Genomic DNA, 17,887 nt, shown 5'->3' on the forward strand with positions numbered 1-17,887 from the left:
AAGTCGAAACTTCCTGTTTCTTTTATGAAAAGACTTCGGTAACTTTTTGAAATTGAAATAATCTTTCAAAAAACTTTTATTTCTAAAAATTAGAATAATAAATTAACCCTTCAAGAAGTATCTAGATCTTCCCATTATAATTAAATTGTTATATAACAATTAATTTTTTTAAAATACATTTAAAGCTAGTAAACCAAAGAACTTTTTTTTTATGATGTAAAATTATGCACTATTTAGAAAATTTAAAATGATGTACATCACAATTACCTATGATTGTTATCATTTATTATTTATTGCAATTATTTGAATAAGATGAAAGTTGAAATGTCTTTTCATAGGTAGCCAAAATCATATTCTTTGTTTTTTTATATTAATAGTTTAAAACCTATCAAGTTTTTTCAAAATGAAGATTTTATACCTAATTAAAAAAAATCTCTAGAAAACTTGTGCCAAAATAAATATCACAAAATAATGACTACTCAGATAAGAAAAACTTAATGATATCCGCAGTAGATACAATACCCTTTATTTGGTCTTTCTCTATAATTGGAATAGCATGGTGGCGTCCTTTTGCTAATACCTTTGCAACATCTTCAATAGTAGCATTAGTGGTTAAAGAATATGGGTACGGAGTCATGATATCTTTAACCTTCAGTTCCTTATAAACAATATTATCATCATTGATTCCTGCGCCTTTAATGTTATACATAAAGTCTATTAAACTAATCATACCAACCAACTTGTCGTTTTCAGTTACAGGAATATGATGATGAAATTCTTTTTTTTCATAAATATGTTTCACATCCAAAATGGATTGTTCAGGAGAAACACAAACAACATTTTTTGTCATAATTGTTGTAATTGAATCTGATTTCATGGCTTTGTTTTTAGTGTTGTTAACTCATTTTAAATTTACCATAACAATCTAACGTTGAAAATGATATTTCTCATTTCTAACTACATTATTTTATAATATATTTAATAGAGCATATAACTTATTAATTATGAAAACTAAAACAATTTTAGAACTACTTACTTTAAGCTCTAGCATGTACTTTTTAGCAAAAGAAAGTGAACTTTTTGAACGAATTAAAGAATTATCAGAAAAAGGAAAAGATGAAATTAATAAAATTGTTTCAGAATCTCAATTAGATGAAAATGGAAATGAATTAGAATTTGTTGATAAGGTAATTCTTAAAACTCATGAACTTAAGAAAGAATTAGATGAAAAAATTGAAGAACTTGTAATTAAGTTTTATAAAAAAATAAACATAGCACATTTAGATGAAATTAAAGCGCTAAATGAAAAGTTAGAAAAGGCTGATATGGCCATTGCATTATTGGAAGCTCGATTGAATAAGTTAGAAGTAAAATAAAATGGGAATTTTAACTGGTATTAGAAAAAATTTCAAATCTATCTCCAGATATAATCAAATTTTAAGAGTCTTATTAAAATATGGCTTTGAAGATTTGGTTTATTACTTGGACGAAAGGAAACAATATACATTTTTTCATAAACTAATTCCAAAAGCCTCCAGAAAACATGCGCTTTTATATACCAAATGGGCCAAAATGAGATTGGTATGTGAAGAACTTGGACCAACTTTTGTGAAGTTTGGACAAATATTAAGCAATCGCCCAGATTTAATCCCAATGGAATTAACTTTAGAGTTAGAAAAGCTTCAGGAAAATGTTCCTCCAATGTCTCAAAAAGAAGCTAGAAAAGTTGTAGAAACTGAATTAGAAGGTTCAGTTGAGGACTTGTTCGCTTGGTTTGAGCCAGAACCTTTTGCATCAGCATCAATGGCTCAGGTGCATAAAGTAACATTGCATTCAGGTAAGCGAGTAGCCTTAAAAGTACAACGATCTGGTATATTTGATATTATTGTTGAAGACATTAAAGTCATGTATAAAATCGCCGAAGTTTTAGAAAAAAGAATTCCTTCTATAAAAAGTTTTGACCCAGTTGGATTGGTTAAACATTTTGAATATTCCATACTAAAAGAACTCGATTTTATAAATGAGTCAATCAATGTAGAGCGTTTTTATAACAACCTTCAAAAAGATGAAACAATAGAACAGTTTGCCTATGCTCCAAAAGTATACAAAGAATTTACCACTTTAAAAATTTTGGCATTAGAGTTTATATCGGGTATAAAAATTGATAAAATACATGAATTAAACAAAAAGGGATTTGATACAAAAGTAATAGCTAAAAGGCTGGCAATTAGTTATTACAAACAAATATTCGAATACGGTTTTTTTCATGCTGATCCTCATCCTGGAAATTTATTAGTACTTCCAAATGGATATATTGCATATTTAGATTTTGGTATGATGGGTAGTATGTTACCAAGAGACATTAACATATTTGGAAAATTATTTATTGCCATTTCAAACAAAAATGTTAGAGAAATCATTAAAACACTTCAAAAACTTTCAAATACTGTTGTTATAGCAAATATGAGAGATTTAGAATTTGATATCAACGAATTTGTTGAGAAATATTATGTTAGAGATATTCATAAAAATGAAATGAGTACTATTCTGCTAGAACTTAAAGATATTATTATGAATCATGGTTTAAAAGTGCCAACTTATTTTTTCCTTTTTGCTCGATCATTAGTGACCCTTGAAGGTGTTATAGAAAAGTTAGATCCTGATTTTGAGCAATTAGAAATAGTACGTCCTTATTTAATAAAAAGTAGCAAAAGAAAATTTAACCCAATAATCATTGGAAAAAAGGTTGTGAACTCAATTATTGAATTAACCGATTACATGGAAGATTTTCCGGCAGATTTAAAAAATGCTATTAGAAGAATAAATTCAGGTCAAGTAAAAGTAGATTTAACACATAAAGGTATTGACCCTTTAAGATATACTTTGCGTCGCATAACAAAACAACTGATTACGGCCTCAATTATGGCTTCTTTAATAATAAGTGCTTCCCTTTTTATTATCTATGAAGTTCATCCATTATGGAAAAGTATTTCTATGATAGGTATTACTAGCTTTTTATTAGCTGTAATTTTAGGAATTAGAATGACTATAAATATTAGAAATAGTGATCGCAATCAATAATTCAAATAATAAAAATTATAAAAAAGTACAATTTTTCAATTGTACTTTTTTTAGTTTAAACTTAAATGCTAAGCCTTTGAAAAAGCTTTTTTGAAATGAGCAAATGCTTCTGAAATTTCGTTTTGAAAATGTTCTAGCTTGGTTTCTTCTTTTTCTTTTTTAGAAAATTTCACTTTTAGCTTATCAATAAATGAATTAAATTCTTCTTTTCCTTTTTCAAATGAACTTTCTGATTCTTTTTTGTCTTTTTTTAATTTTTGTTCCAAAATCTCTAACTGAATTTTAAATTGTTCCAATTCAATTAGTGTTAAGGCATACATTCTGTTTAAAGTTTCATTACTTTTAATTTTAACTTCAATTTCATGTATTGTTGAAAGCAATTGTTTTTTTTGCTTTTTAAAAACCTCTTTGGTTTCAGCTTTACCTAAAGCCAATTGTACACGAAGTTCATCAAACTTAGTATTAATTTCTTCAATTTTTACTTTAAGAACCTTTATTGTATGCTCACTATCGTGAATGAATAGGTTAAATTTCTTTTTAGTCTCTTCGTACTTGTCTAGTGCTTCTGCTTTACCTAAAGCAGTTTTAACTTGAAATTCTTCTAAATTAACAGCTGTTTTTCTTAGCGCCCTAATAACTTTATCAATAAAATGAATGTCTTGCTTATTTCCCATGATACTTAATATTTATAGTGAACTTAAATTTCAATTTAATTCTTTTTAAAAGCAATGAGCAATATCATTTTTAACAAGTATTTTAGATTAAAGAAATATTTACTAATATGATATTTCTTGTAAAATGAATTAATTATCTGTGCATTGAAAATTAGTATTTATGCCATTGTTAACTATTATTTTTTTATTGCTTTTACTGTTACAAAAGAACCATCACCAAAACCTTCTTTTGGAATTTGGACTTCTTTAATTTCATCTAAACCACCAAAAAGTGTTTGATTAAATTCTAAATTTTTAAAACCAGTTTCTGTAAGATATTTTTTAATAGTATCTACAGCGTAGAAGGTAGCATATCTGTAAAAAGTACTTTCCAGACGTTTCTCCTCATATGCTTTTCCAATAGTTTGATTCTTATCAATAAACCCAATTATAATACTTCCTTTTGGTTTTAAAACTCTATGAGCTTCCTTTAAAGCTTCTTTAATATTGTTTAAATGGCAAATGGTTGCAAATAGTACAAAATCAAATTGTAAATCTTTATAAGGAAGATTGTCAGCAGTTCCTGCTATTACTTCAATTCCTCTTTTTAAGGCTATTGCTGCCATTTCAGTAGCAGGTTCAACACCTTCTTTTATCCCTAATGGTTGAGAGAATCTCCCAGTACCAAGTCCTACCTCAATTCCTTTAATATTTTCAGGTAATTTTAAAAGCTGTTCTCTGAAGGCTGTAACCTCAGATTGGTACACTTCAGTATATTTTTCATACCAAGCGTCGTATTCCTTTACATGCGAGTTAAATATAGTAGTCTGTATCATTTTACGTGTATTTCTAAGATTAATTTATTGCTGTATTTTGTAAATTTTTTAACCTGATATTCTAATGATGTTAAACTAAAAAATTACGGATTACACCCAAAACAGGTTCATTAATATCTAAATAATGCATTTAAAGGTCTTCCTTTTACGGGCATTTCATCAGCATTTAATAAATAGACTTTTCCACCTTGCATAAAAGTGTTTAAGGCAGTTAAATTGGTTAATGAAGCATTGTTAATTTTTCTTTCTTTATCTAGCGTAATTTTCCCATTTACTTTATTATATGTACCATATAGATCAGTATTATTTTCAACAAAAAGGGTTTCTATTTTACCATTAAGAGCAGCAGGAATAATATCAGAAATTTGATAGGATGTTTTAGAAGTATTATACAATTCAGTAAATTGACTTAATTTTGTTTGTTTAGTTTTTTCAAAATGCTCCTTAATTAATTCCCAGGACTCTTTATGTAATTTGTTTTTTTCAATAAATTCCGGATCACCGCTAATATTTTTATTGAATAGATTTGGGTAGGTATTTGCTTCTTTATAAGTATTAAATAATTGGTTTACGCATGCTATTATTAATGGAGCATCATGATTTTTAATTTCTAACATCAAGCCCTTGTCTATTGCTCTAAAAAATGTAAAAAGTTCCTTTTTTTTATCATCTTTACCTTCTCCATGACCGTGAAATGAGCCTAAGCTAAATGCGTCTTGACCACTTCTGAATTGTAACATTTTTGGTCTGTAATCAAATCCAACAGCTTTTTCTAATTGATCTGGAGCAAAACTTTTAAGGTGAAGATCTTTTAAGCTATATTTTGAAGCTTCATAAAGTTTTACATAATCTTGACTTAATTCCAGCAAATAATAAATGCCATTTTCATGGTACAATGGAAGTAGTGGTGTTAAATAGAAATGACTTGCAATATATGTTTTAGTTTCAAAAGTAATTGGAAGTGTATAATAAGTTAATCCTTTTGAATCTAAAAAAATAGCTAAACCATCAGAAGGATTTCTCCATAATTCTGAGTTTATAATAAGTTCTTCAATGGGTTTAAGATATTTGTTAATTTCATTTTCATGCATTTGATATTCAGAGAGTTTTTTATGCACTTCTCTTACACAACTTTTTAAATTTGCTTGTGCCAAATGTTCATTTTGCTCTTTCCCTGTTTTATGCATAGGAAGATAGATTGAAACACAATGCGCATAATGTTTATTCGCCAAGGTTTCAAATGTTTTCTTTGGTAGTGGTTGAAATACAGAATTTAACATAATTTACTGTTTTTTATGATTTTCTTTTACCAACTTAGGGTTGGGTAACTCAATGAATGATATTATAATGTATATACCATTAGTTCTTTTAAAACTACTAAGCATAACTAACTTTGTGTTGTTCGGCTTTATAAGTGTTTTCAATTCCTTTTAGAAGAGCATCTGGGTTAAAAGAAATACTGTTAATTCCTTTTGAAACTAAAAATTCAGCAAAATCAGGAAAATCGCTAGGTGCTTGCCCACAAAATCCGATTTTTGTTTTTGTTTTAATAGCTCTCTCTATGGCCATAGAAATCATTTCTTTTGCTGCTTTATCATTTTCATCAAAAAGTTCATTCATCAATTCAGAATCTCTGTCTACTCCCAAAGTTAACTGGGTTAAATCATTAGATCCAATAGAAAAACCATCAAATATTTCAGCAAACTCTTCAGCTAAAATTACATTGCTTGGAATTTCAACCATGGTATAAACTTCCAATCCATTTTTGCCTTGTTCTAACTCATATTCAGTCATTGTTTTTATGGTTTTTTTACCTTCTTCTATGGTTCTGCAAAAAGGAATCATAACTTTAAGGTTGGTAAGCCCCATATAATCGCGTACTTTTTTAACAGCTTTGCATTCCAACCCAAAACCATCTTTATATAAGTCATTATAATATCTTGAAGCTCCTCTAAATCCAAGCATTGGGTTTTCTTCTTGCGGCTCAAATTGTTTTCCTCCAATTAAGTTTGCATACTCATTGGTTTTAAAATCACTCATTCTAACAATCACTTCCTTTGGATAAAAAGCAGCCGTAATTGTCGCAATTCCTTCTGCTAGCTTATCAATAAAATAAGTCTCCTTGTTTGGATAATTTTCTGTCAGTTTTTCAATTTCTTTTTTAGCTGACTTATCTATAAGCTCATCAAATTTTATTAATGCCATTGGGTGAATTTTTATAATATGTGTTATTATAAATTCCATGCGTAATAAACCAATGCCATTATTTGGATAGGATGAAAGTTGAAACGCTTTTTCAGGATCAGCCAAAATCATTTTCATACCTGTTTTAGGCATTTTAATAGTTGTAAAATCTAATTTATTTTTTTCAAAAGGAAGATTGCCTTTATAAATATATCCTGTTTTCCCTTCTGCACAAGAAATAGTAATTACATGACCGTCAGAAAGTGTTTCGGTAGCATTTATGCAACCTACTACAGCAGGAACACCTAATTCTCTGGCAACTATAGAGGCGTGACTAGTACGCCCACCTTTATTGGTGATAATGCCACCAGATTTTTTTAATATTGGATCCCAATCTGGAGTAACAGTATCAGTAACTATAATTTCACCTTTTTGAAGTTTAAAAGCTTCTTTTGGAGAATTTAAAACTCTGGCTGTGCCTACAATAATTTTTGAACCAATGGCATTTCCAGAACTTAATACTTCACCTTTTTCTAATAATTTATACTCAAAAAAGATATTTTTATTTTTTGTTTGGTGTACAGTTTCGGGTCTGGCCTGAGTAATGTATAATTTATTAGTAAAACCATCTTTTGCCCATTCTATATCCATTGCTTTTTTATAGTGTTCCTCAATAATTAATGCCCATTTTGCAAGTAAATGAATTTCATCATCAGTTAGCACAAATTGTTTTTGGTAGGCTACAGGCGTTTCAATATTTAATAGTGAGGAATGATTATTAGATTGTGCATAAATGAGTGTTTTTGTTTTATCGCCTAATTTTTTTTGAATAATTGCATCTTTACCTTGTTTAAGAGTGGGTTTAAATACATAAAATTCATCGGGATTTACAGTTCCCTGTACAATATTTTCACCTAAGCCCCAAACTCCTGAAATTAAGATAATGTTTTCAAAACCTGATTCAGGTTCTAATGTAAATCCAACTCCAGAACAACCAGCATCTGACCGAACCATTTTTTGAATACCTACTGAAATGGCTATTTTTTTATGTGAAATTCCTTTATCTTCTCTATATTTTATGGCTCTATTGGTATATAATGATGCATAACAATTTTTAATAGCTTCTAACAATTCTTTTTCACCTTTTATATTTAGAAAAGTTTCATACTGCCCAGCAAAACTAGCTTCAGGAAGGTCTTCAGCGGTTGCACTGCTTCTAACAGCAACTTCAAAATATTTTCCTTCGCATAAATTTTTGTAAGCATTAATTATTGCATTTGAAAATTCGTTAGAAAATGTTCCATTTAAAATAATATCTCTAGCTTTTTCTCCAATATTATTAAGATTGGAATAAGTTTCTTTATTAAGTTTACTCAGTGTTTTGTCTATTGAACTCTGTAATTTATTTTGTTTTAAAAATTCATAAAAAGCTTCAGAAGTTGTTGCAAATCCGTTGGGAATATTTACGCCATCATTAATAAGTTCATTATACATTTCACCCAATGAAGCATTTTTACCTCCTACAATTGGAATATCTATAATGCTTATTTCATTAAATTTTTTTATAAATGATTTCATTTTTAATTAGTTTAATAATTTATTTCATTAAAACTTATTAAAGGAATATGGATGGTGCCTTCTATTTTTTTTACCAAATCTTTATGGAATATTTTTCTAATAAGTCCTTTATTTCCTCTTTCTAGCATTCCTATTAAATCAGCATCTACCTTATTTAGGTAAAATACTAAATAATTATAAATTTCATCAGAGAACACAACCTCAAACTCTAAATTTTTATAGGTTACTTTTTGCTTTAAGATTTCTTTAAACCACTCCATTTCTTGTTCTGAATTTGTATCACTTTTTTTAAAAACATGTACAATTTTAATGGTAGCATTAAAAATTTTGGCAATTTCAGCAAGTCTAAAAATGGCAATGATATCTTCTTCTTCAAAATCAGTAGTATAAACTATCGTTTTTATATTTTTTAGAGTTGCATTTATTGGAATTGCTAAAATAGGGCAAGGCGCTTTTTCAATAAGTTTTTTTGTGGTACTTCCCATTAATAATTTTTCAAGGGCACTTTTCCCTTTCATTCCTGTTACAATCATAGAAGCATATAATTCATCAGTTTTTGAAATAATTCCTGCTACAACAGAGCTATTCTCAATAGCTTCAATTTGAATATTTAATGTTTCAATATCACTTCCCAAATGGAATTTACAGAATTCTTTTAGTTGCGTATTTTTTTTCTGAATACTTTCTTCTATAGGAATTAATATAGGATCATTAATAGTTGAAGCTAATGTTGAATTATTAAAAACATGAATAACCAATAAAGCCGCATTTGTTTTTTTACATAGTGAATAAGCATATTTTAAGGCTGAAATTGCATTATCTGAGAAATCGGTTGCATGTATAATAGTTTTCATTTTATGCTTTTTTTAATGATTACTGCTAAATAATTTATAAAGTTAAAAATCATTTAGAAGGCTATAAATGATATCTCTCATTTTGCAACTTTTTATTAATGACTGCGGTCATTTTATTTTATGAGCTCCTTTGATAATTTTATTTTATAAAAATGCATTATGGAAAGTAATTTAACAGCTTTAAGGAGCAGACCCAATGGAAGTTACATTTTTGAAGCAAATGGGCAAGAATTATACATTCTTACTGAACATTGGAAATCAGATTTGTTGTTTTATAGAGATGATTTAAATTTTTTGAATCATTTAATTGATAAATACTTTATTTGGATTTCCAAAAAAGAAGATGCAGATCTTGTACAAAAAATTGATGCTAGCATTCTTAAAACAAGTGAGCAATGTTCTAATTTAATAAAACGTGTAGATAAGCATTTAGCGCATTTGGCTAATTTAATTGAAAACCCTTTTAAATATGATTCTCATAAATTTAGAAATGAACATCAAGAACTTGAAGATGACATCACAAAGTTTATAAAAATATTTAGAGCCAATAGAGAAAAAGTTTTTGCCATTACAGAGCATGTAATTGAAAGTGATGAATTTATTCGTCAAATAACAGTGAGTTAAAAACCTATAAATTATTGAATATAGTTTTAACCTCAATGAAGTATAAATTTTTTGTTTTTTGTATTTCTTCAAAGCCTATTAAAATTTAAAAATAAATGAAGATGCAATTTTTAAAAGTTAAATCACTGTTTGTATGCGTGGTAATTTTAAGCTGTCAATTCACCTTTTCTCAGGATAGTATTTCTATTGGTTTAAACGAAGCAATTCAATTAGCACTTCAAAAAAATACCAACATCGTAATTTCTAACTATCAAGTTAAAAAATCTGAATTTGCATTGAAAGAAGCCAAAGCAAATCTATTGCCTAAACTTTTTTTAAATGCCAGTTATTATAGAAACATTGAGCGACAGGTTATCTTTTTATCAGAAGGGTTAGGGGTTGGCGAAAAGGCAACCAAATTGGGTTCTGATAATGATTTTAGAAACTCTTTAAACCTTTCATTTCCCATATATTCAAATTATAATTTTGTGAATAAAAAATTTGCTAAAACTCAATTTAATTTTCAAAATGAAGTTGCAAGAGGTACTACACATTCAGTTATAAATGCAACTAAAAAAGCTTATTTTAATTATTTAATTGCACAAGAAATAGTAAAAGTTCAAAGCAATCGTTTAGCCAATGCTCAGGAATTTTTAGACGATATTAATAAAAGATTGCTAAAAGGAACGTTAACAAATTTTGATTTAACATCAGCAAAAGTACAAGTAGCAATTGCCAAAAATAATTTGTTAGAAGCGCAAAGCAATTTATTGCCAATAGTAAACAATTTAAAATTAGTATTGGGCTTAAATCTAAATGATATTGTAAAGCTAATTGATCCTCTAATTTTATTAGAGAATGAAATTATCCTTAAAGAAGATACAAATCAATCACTTCAAAAAAACAGCACTTTAAAACAATTAGAGATTGCCATTGAGGTAAATGAAAATCAACTTCAACTTATAAAATCAAGCAATTATCCAATAATTGAAGCCATAGGAAATTACAATTATCAAACACAAGCAAATAATTTTAATTTTTCAGAATTTAACTGGGAACATACCAGTTTGGTTGGGTTACAAATTCAATTTAGCATATTTAATGGAACTGTTACAAAAAAGAAAGTTGAGCAAGCTGAAATAAATAAAAAAATTACAGAAGAGGAAAAACAATTTACAGCAAAGCAATTTCAAATGCAAATAGGTGAATTGATTTCACAATTAAATTTTGAAAAATTAAAAATAGAGGTACAACAAGAGAATATTAAATTAACATCTGAAGCATTAAGGTTATCTAAAAAAAGATACCAATTAGGTGTTGGAACAATCTTAGAAGTAAATGATGCAGAACTGGCAAATACACAAGCATATTTAAGTTGGTTACAAGCGGTATTAAATTATAAATCAACGTATTACGATTATCAATTATTAATTGGAAAAGATTAGAGAGATGAAAAAGTTAAAATGGATACTTCCAGTAGTTTTAATAATAGCCTTGGTGGTTTATTTAATGATAAAACCAAAATTAGATGCTAAAAAACTTGATTTCACATTTACAATGTTAGAAAAAGGAAACATAGAAGCATTGGTTTCAAGCACAGGAACTTTAGAAGCAATAAATACTGTTGAGGTTGGTACACAAATTTCAGGAACTATTAAAAAAATTTATGCCGATTATAATGACAAAGTGGAGGCCGGTGAATTGTTAGCTGAAATGGATTTAAACTTGTTAAATACCAATTTAATAAACGCGCAAGCTAATTTAGGGGTAGTTGAAGCAAAATTAAACCAAGCTAAAGAAGAATATGAACGAGACAAAGCTTTGTTTGAAGAAAAAGTAATTTCAGAGCAGCAATTCACCAATTCTAAATATACATATCAGCAAGCTTTAAGTGCTAAGGAAGCTGCATTGGCTTCCGTAAAAACAATAAAAGTAACCATTGGTTATGCACGTATTACATCTCCAATTAGTGGTACAGTAACTGAACGAAGTGTTGAAGAAGGACAAACAGTTGCAGCTTCTTTTGCAACACCAAGAATGTTTATTATCGCTGAAGATCTTTCAAAAATGCAAATATTGGCAGATGTAGATGAAAGCGATATTGGATATATAAAAAATGGAATGAAAGCTCGTTTTACCGTTCAAACATTTCCTGAAAAAGATTTTTACGGAAAAGTTAGTCAAATTAGGTTGCAACCAATTAAAATTAACAATGTTGTAAATTATCAAGTGGTAGTTGATGTTGATAATGAAAAGGGGTTATTACTTCCAGGGATGACTGCAAGTATTGAGTTTATTACAAACTCGGTAAAAAATGTACTACTAATTAATAATTCCGCATTGCGATTTAGGCCTAATGAAGCAATGTTAAAAGAAATTAAGCCAAAACTTTTAGAAGACGCAAAAACTTTTTTACCCGATTCAATAAAAATGAATTTTATTGAAACAATAAGCAAAAATGAACTATATACTTCGGCAAATTTTAAAAAGAAATTACCTTCAAAAATTGATGGTTTTTTTATGAAAGATGAAAACGGAAAATTAAATTTTAAATTTATAGAAATAGGAATAAAAACAGGTTTACAATCTGAAATAAAAGTGTTTTTAGATAGTATTCCTTTGGAAGAAGGAACAAAAATTATAAATGGTATAAAATCAAAAAAATAAAAATGGCTGCTAAAAAAGTCATAGAAACCAAAAATTTAAATCGTGTTTTTAAAAATGGCGAAATAGAAGTTCATGCACTTACTAATGTTAATATTATGATTGTAGAAGGTGAATTTGTTGCAATTATGGGAGCGTCAGGATCTGGAAAATCAACATTGTTAAACATTTTAGGTTGTTTGGATAAACCTTCTTCTGGAGACTATTATTTGGATGGAGTTCATGTAAATAAGTTAAATAAAAATGAATTGGCTGATATTAGAAATCAAAAAATCGGGTTTATTTTTCAAAGTTATAATTTGTTATCTCGCACTTCGGCATTAGAAAATGTAGAACTCCCTTTAATCTATGACAGAACAGGCAAATTTATAAATCCAAAAGATCTTGCTAAAAAAGCGTTGGAACAGGTAGGTTTAGAAAATAGAATACACCATAAAACAAATGAACTTTCAGGAGGAGAACAACAGCGCGTTGCCATAGCAAGAGCTTTGGTGAACAATCCATCTTTGATTTTATCAGACGAAGCAACTGGTAATTTAGACAGCAAAACAAGTATTGACGTCGCAGATTTATTTGTAAAACTAAATAATGAAGGAAAAACAATTTTAATGATTACTCACGAACCAGAAATTGCACAATTTGCAAAAAGGATGATTTATTTAAGAGATGGATATGTTTTAACAGATGAACTTATAAAAAATAGAAGCACCAAAGAAAGTGCTTTAAAAGAGTTAGAATTAACTACTTAATATTGAAATAATGAGACAGTTAATAAAAACATTTAAAGTTGCTTTTCAGGCAATTAATAAAAACCGATCAAGAAGTTTATTGACTGTTTTAGGGATTATTATTGGTGTAGCAGCTGTAATAATGACCATTTCAGCAGGAGAAGGAGCAAATAAACAGGTTCAAGATCAAATATCTGGTTTAGGAACTAATTTGTTAATGATTTATACTAAAACTGAGCACCGAGCTGGATCGCACGTTAGAATGGGAAAACCAATTAATAAAAAAGATTTTGATATGTTGAGAAAAAACTCCGTTTGGATTTCAAAACTATCGCCTTTGCTTGTAGCCGTTGCACAAGTTATTGGGCCAAATGGTTATAAGTCAGCAGCAATTTATGGAGTTTCTGATGAATATTTTGATATTTTGAGCAGAGATCTATTAGCTGGGGATTTTTTTGAAGAAGATGAAGTAAAAACAGCTAGAAAGGTATGTGTAATTGGTAAAACTATTAGAGAGGAGTTATTTGCTGATTTAGACCCAATTGGAAGGGAAATTAGAGTAGATAAAATTCCTTTTAAAGTAGTTGGCTTATTAAAAGAGGAAGGACAAGGAGCTATGGGGCAAGACCAAGATGATATTATTTTAGCGCCTTATACAACGATACAAAATCGGTTGTATGGACATAGAAGAGGATACGACATAATTATGGCGAGTGCTTTAAATGAAAATAGTATTACCGATGCAAAAATTGAAGCTACAGAATTGTTAAGAGAATCTCATAAAATTAGAGAAGGTGAAGAAAATGATTTTGAAATAACAACTCAGGTTGAACTTCAGGAAATTACAGGAAATATAACAGGTATTTTAACCATTCTTTTAGGTGCAATTGCAAGTATCTCACTACTTGTAGGTGGGATTGGAATTATGAATATTATGTTAGTTTCAGTAACTGAAAGAACTCGAGAAATTGGAACTCGTTTAGCCATTGGGGCACGAGAAAGTGATATTTTAACTCAATTTTTAATTGAAGCGGTTGTACTCAGTTTGGCAGGTGGAATTTTTGGAGTTATTTTAGGTGTAATTGGAAATCAAATCATCTACAAACTTACTAATTTTTATATTCCAACAGCACTATATTCTATTATGATTGGCTTTGGGTTTTCAGCATTGGTTGGAATTGCGTTTGGTTATTTCCCTGCAAGAAAAGCGGCAAAATTAAACCCGATTGATGCCTTGCGTTATGAATGATAATAAATAGTAATTAATTAAAATTAATGAAATGAATAATTTACAATCAATATTAAACGAAATTTCTCAATTGATAAAAACGATAGAAACTAACTATCCGGAATTATATCAATTTTTAGATGAAAATCCAACAACAATTCCTTCAGAAAAGAATCCAACTATTGATAAAAAGGTGTTGCAAGAATATTTAGAAAGTTTAAAACAATTATTAAAACATCATATAGAAACACACCCTACTATAACATAAAAGTATTTATTTTAAAACTAAGATTATGGGAGAAATAGCAACATCAAACCGACAAATTACAATGTTTTATAGCTCAAATTCATCAAGAGCTAAAAAAACATTAGCATATGCAAAAGCTGAGGGGTTGGCTTTACAAACAGTCGATATTTTAAAAACACCTATTACGGGAACTCAAATTGCTGAGCTTGCTGACCGTTTAGGGTTAGAAATTAAAGATTTGGTAAATCAAGAACATCCATCTTATAAAGTAAAATTTGAACCTCATGAATTGTCTTCAGAAGATTGGATTAAAATGATAAAGAAAAATCCTGAAATAATGAAACAGCCCATTGCTTTAAGAGGTAATAAAACAATTTTAGTTGAAACACCATCGGATATTATTAAAATATAAAGTAAATCAGTTTAAGGGTTTTAATAAAGATGAATAAAAAATGAATCTATAAATAGTTGAGTTATGTTAAAAGATTATTGCAAAAGTTATAATGATTTGGAAAAATCATTACAAGAATTAGAGTTAGTAATGCCCGAAACAATGAAAAAATTTAAGAACCTTCAAAGGGAAACTATTGATGTAGGAGCATTAAATTTAAAGACAAAAGAATTAATTGCACTGGGAATTGCTATTTCATTAAAATGTAATGGGGGCATTACGCTTCATATTAATGAAGCTCTAAAAGCTGGAAATAGTTTTTCTGAAATTTTAGAAACTATTGGTGTGGCAGTTTATATGGGAGGAGAATCTGCTGTAATTTATGGGTGTGAAGCTTTAGAAGCTTTAAATCAATTTATAGTTTTAGAAAATGAATAACGAAAAAAAAGTACATAAAAGAAAAGACTCAGTTGAAGATAACTCTCCAGTTACTTCTCCAAATGATTTCAAAATCAATTGGTTATATCTGCTATTTCTTTTATTATTATTTTTTTCAATACCTTATTTTTTAACAATTAAAACTAATGAAATTGGATGGAATGAATTTGAACAAACCATGTTAAGTCAGCATGATGTTGCTAAAATTATTGTTGTAAATAAAGAAATTGCAGAAATTTATATTAAACAAGAAAAATTAAGTGATCCTAAATATCAGCAAATTTCAAAAAATATTTTGAATAATCCAATTGGCCCGCATTTTTTAATTCAAATTGGATCTGTAGAAAGTTTTGAAAATAAATTACAGCAGGCTCAAGAAGGATTTCTTCCTGAAGAAATGGTTGATGTAAGATATTTAAAGAGTACAGATTGGCTAAATGTAATATCTTGGATACTGCCTTTTGGGTTGCTTATTATCTTTTGGTTTCTAATGGTTAAAGGATTAGGGAAAAGCACTATGGGAAGTTCCATTTTTCATTTTGGAAAATCTACAGCAAAATTAATAGATAAAGATACCAAAAGCACCGTCACTTTTAAAGATATTGCGGGTTTAAGAGAAGCCAAAAGTGAAGTAGAAGAAATTGTTGATTTTTTAAAAAATCCAAAAACATACACAAAATTAGGGGCTAAAATCCCCAAAGGAGTTATGCTTGTTGGTCCAACAGGGACCGGTAAAACATTAATGGCAAAAGCAGTAGCGGGAGAGGCTAATGTCCCTTTTTTTTCATTGTCAGGGTCTGAATTTGTTGAAATGTTTGTTGGGGTTGGTGCTTCTCGTGTTCGAGATTTATTTAGACAAGCCAAAGAAAAAGCGCCAAGCATCATTTTTATTGATGAAATAGATGCCGTTGGACGCACGCGAAGTAAGGCAAATTCATTTCAGTCTAATGATGAAAGAGAAAACACATTAAATCAATTATTAACAGAATTAGATGGATTTGGCACAAATACAGGAGTAATTGTGTTGGCTGCAACTAACCGAGCAGATATTTTGGATAAAGCTTTATTGCGTCCTGGTAGATTTGACCGACATATTTATTTAGAATTGCCAAATAAACAAGAACGTATAGAAATATTTCAGGTTCATTTAAAACCAATAAAAAAAGCGAAAGATGTTGATGTTGAATTATTAGCCTCATTAAGTCCCGGATTTTCAGGAGCTGATATTGCAAATATTTGTAATGAAGCGGCATTAATTGCTGCTCGTAAAAAAAAGAATAATGTAGAACAGGAAGATTTCATGGAAGCAAGAGATCGTATAGTTGGTGGATTGGAGCGAAAAGGCAAAATAATTTCACCTAAAGAAAAAGAAATTATTGCACATCATGAAGCGGGTCATGCCATTGCTAGTTGGTATTTAAAAAATGTTGATGCATTGGTTAAAGTTTCTATTATTCCAAGAGGAAAATCGTTGGGTTCAGCATGGTATTTACCAGAAGAACATCAAATTATTACTAAATCTCAATTTATAGATCAAATTTGTGCTTCATTAGGAGGCAGAGCAGCAGAGGAAATTATATTTAATGAAGTTTCATCGGGCGCTTTAGATGATTTAGAAAAAGTGACAAAACAAGCTTATAATATGGTAACTTTTTATGGATTAGATGAAGAAATTGGCCCGATAAGTTTTTATGATTCTACAGGTGAAAATGAACGATTTTTAGGTAAAATTTATAGTGAAAATATGGCTCAACGTATAGATAATGAAGTTCATAATTTAATTAATTCAGCTTATAATAGAACAAAAAATTTATTGTTGAAGCATAAAAATGAGTTGAAAAATTTGGCGAAATTATTATTAAAAAAGGAAGTAATTTATTTAGAAGATCTAGAAGATATATTAGGGAAAAGAACAAAAGAAATTTCGACAAACATATTGGATTAAGTCCTAAATAAGTAAACAATAAGATTTAAATCCTTAAATTTTTTTAACTAACAATTATTAAACCCATTTATTATGAAAACGGAAATCATTTTTAACTCAGATTTGTATTTTGAACACAAATTATGGAAAGGCGAACTCTTATTTTGGGAAGATGAACTTAAATCCTTTAAAAACAGGCTAGAAGAACTTGTGAATTTGTGGACAGATAAAAGTATGCTGGCTCAATTGGAGCATTATCAAAATCAGTTTCTAATTCATGAAAAGACTATAAATGAGCTGCAAGAATGTATTAGCGCTCACGAAATAAACATTGCAGCTCATAGTAAAAAAGGGGAAGAAATATTAGATACGATGCTTGTTAAAAAACACATAGAATGTAGAAATAAAATGGAAGTTCAACGCCATATTTATGGTGACTTAAAAAATGAATTTTTTAAATTTCTTACAAAGTACATGT

18 protein-coding genes are annotated in these 17,887 nt (G+C 28.8%); 12 read left to right on the forward strand and 6 right to left on the reverse strand.

The genetic code is table 11. From position 1 onward, the window contains the following. Positions 1 to 475: 475 nt before the first annotated feature. Positions 476 to 877 carry an HPP family protein gene (locus tag ABY863_RS08870; RefSeq protein ID WP_372793947.1) on the reverse strand — a complete coding sequence of 134 codons (402 nt, stop codon included), beginning with the start codon at positions 875 to 877 and terminating at the stop codon, positions 476 to 478. 127 nt (positions 878 to 1,004) lie between these two features. On the opposite strand from ABY863_RS08870, the gene ABY863_RS08875 reads away from it, so the two are divergent. Further along, positions 1,005 to 1,376 carry a hypothetical protein gene (locus ABY863_RS08875; protein ID WP_372793949.1) on the forward strand — a complete coding sequence of 124 codons (372 nt, stop codon included), beginning with the start codon at positions 1,005 to 1,007 and terminating at the stop codon, positions 1,374 to 1,376. Between the two features lies 1 nt (position 1,377). After that, positions 1,378 to 3,081 carry an ABC1 kinase family protein gene (locus ABY863_RS08880; protein WP_372793951.1) on the forward strand — a complete coding sequence of 568 codons (1,704 nt, stop codon included), beginning with the start codon at positions 1,378 to 1,380 and terminating at the stop codon, positions 3,079 to 3,081. Positions 3,082 to 3,149: 68 nt separating this feature from the next. On the opposite strand, the gene ABY863_RS08885 is transcribed toward ABY863_RS08880, so the two are convergent. From ABY863_RS08885 to ABY863_RS08905, 5 genes are all read right to left on the reverse strand, one after another. Beyond that, on the reverse strand, positions 3,150 to 3,755 hold the full coding sequence (locus ABY863_RS08885; RefSeq protein WP_372793953.1) for a hypothetical protein: 606 nt from the start codon (positions 3,753 to 3,755) through the stop codon (positions 3,150 to 3,152). Positions 3,756 to 3,931: 176 nt separating this feature from the next. Further along, a complete protein-coding gene (locus ABY863_RS08890; protein WP_372793955.1) occupies positions 3,932 to 4,570 on the reverse strand; it encodes a class I SAM-dependent methyltransferase in 639 nt (212 codons plus the stop codon). Between the two features lie 110 nt (positions 4,571 to 4,680). Continuing rightward, positions 4,681 to 5,850 carry a hypothetical protein gene (locus tag ABY863_RS08895; protein WP_372793957.1) on the reverse strand — a complete coding sequence of 390 codons (1,170 nt, stop codon included), beginning with the start codon at positions 5,848 to 5,850 and terminating at the stop codon, positions 4,681 to 4,683. Between the two features lie 97 nt (positions 5,851 to 5,947). Further along, complete coding sequence (gene ppsA, locus ABY863_RS08900) at positions 5,948 to 8,332, reverse strand: phosphoenolpyruvate synthase (RefSeq protein ID WP_372793959.1); 2,385 nt, start codon at positions 8,330 to 8,332, stop codon at positions 5,948 to 5,950. 11 nt (positions 8,333 to 8,343) lie between these two features. Continuing rightward, the gene (locus ABY863_RS08905; RefSeq protein ID WP_372793961.1) at positions 8,344 to 9,186 is read right to left on the reverse strand and encodes a universal stress protein; all 843 of its coding nucleotides are present in this window, start codon (positions 9,184 to 9,186) and stop codon (positions 8,344 to 8,346) included. Between the two features lie 159 nt (positions 9,187 to 9,345). On the opposite strand from ABY863_RS08905, the gene ABY863_RS08910 reads away from it, so the two are divergent. The 10 genes from ABY863_RS08910 to ABY863_RS08955 form a co-directional block, all read left to right on the forward strand. Beyond that, positions 9,346 to 9,810 carry a hypothetical protein gene (locus ABY863_RS08910; protein ID WP_372793963.1) on the forward strand — a complete coding sequence of 155 codons (465 nt, stop codon included), beginning with the start codon at positions 9,346 to 9,348 and terminating at the stop codon, positions 9,808 to 9,810. Positions 9,811 to 9,911: 101 nt separating this feature from the next. Then, on the forward strand, positions 9,912 to 11,234 hold the full coding sequence (locus ABY863_RS08915) for a TolC family protein (protein ID WP_372793965.1): 1,323 nt from the start codon (positions 9,912 to 9,914) through the stop codon (positions 11,232 to 11,234). Positions 11,235 to 11,238: 4 nt separating this feature from the next. Then, a complete protein-coding gene (locus ABY863_RS08920) occupies positions 11,239 to 12,456 on the forward strand; it encodes an efflux RND transporter periplasmic adaptor subunit (protein ID WP_372793967.1) in 1,218 nt (405 codons plus the stop codon). Between the two features lie 2 nt (positions 12,457 to 12,458). Next, complete coding sequence (locus ABY863_RS08925) at positions 12,459 to 13,202, forward strand: ABC transporter ATP-binding protein (protein ID WP_372793969.1); 744 nt, start codon at positions 12,459 to 12,461, stop codon at positions 13,200 to 13,202. A gap of 10 nt (positions 13,203 to 13,212) precedes the next feature. Continuing rightward, positions 13,213 to 14,430: an ABC transporter permease gene (locus tag ABY863_RS08930; protein WP_372793971.1), complete on the forward strand. Its 1,218-nt coding sequence runs from the start codon at positions 13,213 to 13,215 to the stop codon at positions 14,428 to 14,430. A 31-nt stretch (positions 14,431 to 14,461) separates the two neighbouring features. Further along, the gene (locus ABY863_RS08935; protein WP_372793973.1) at positions 14,462 to 14,677 is read left to right on the forward strand and encodes a hypothetical protein; all 216 of its coding nucleotides are present in this window, start codon (positions 14,462 to 14,464) and stop codon (positions 14,675 to 14,677) included. A 25-nt stretch (positions 14,678 to 14,702) separates the two neighbouring features. After that, positions 14,703 to 15,068, forward strand: coding sequence for an arsenate reductase family protein (locus tag ABY863_RS08940; protein ID WP_372793975.1), 366 nt, complete (start codon positions 14,703 to 14,705; stop codon positions 15,066 to 15,068). Positions 15,069 to 15,131: 63 nt separating this feature from the next. Next, on the forward strand, positions 15,132 to 15,485 hold the full coding sequence (locus ABY863_RS08945; protein ID WP_372793977.1) for a carboxymuconolactone decarboxylase family protein: 354 nt from the start codon (positions 15,132 to 15,134) through the stop codon (positions 15,483 to 15,485). Continuing rightward, on the forward strand, positions 15,478 to 17,430 hold the full coding sequence (gene ftsH / locus ABY863_RS08950; RefSeq protein WP_372793979.1) for an ATP-dependent zinc metalloprotease FtsH: 1,953 nt from the start codon (positions 15,478 to 15,480) through the stop codon (positions 17,428 to 17,430). Before ABY863_RS08945 ends, ftsH begins: the two co-directional genes overlap by 8 nt. Before the next feature lie 72 nt (positions 17,431 to 17,502). Next, on the forward strand, positions 17,503 to 17,887 hold a 385-nt coding region (locus ABY863_RS08955; RefSeq protein ID WP_372793981.1), incomplete at its 3' end, for a hypothetical protein.

This window comes from Lutibacter sp., from assembly GCF_041562875.1.
Lineage (GTDB): Bacteria > Bacteroidota > Bacteroidia > Flavobacteriales > Flavobacteriaceae > Lutibacter.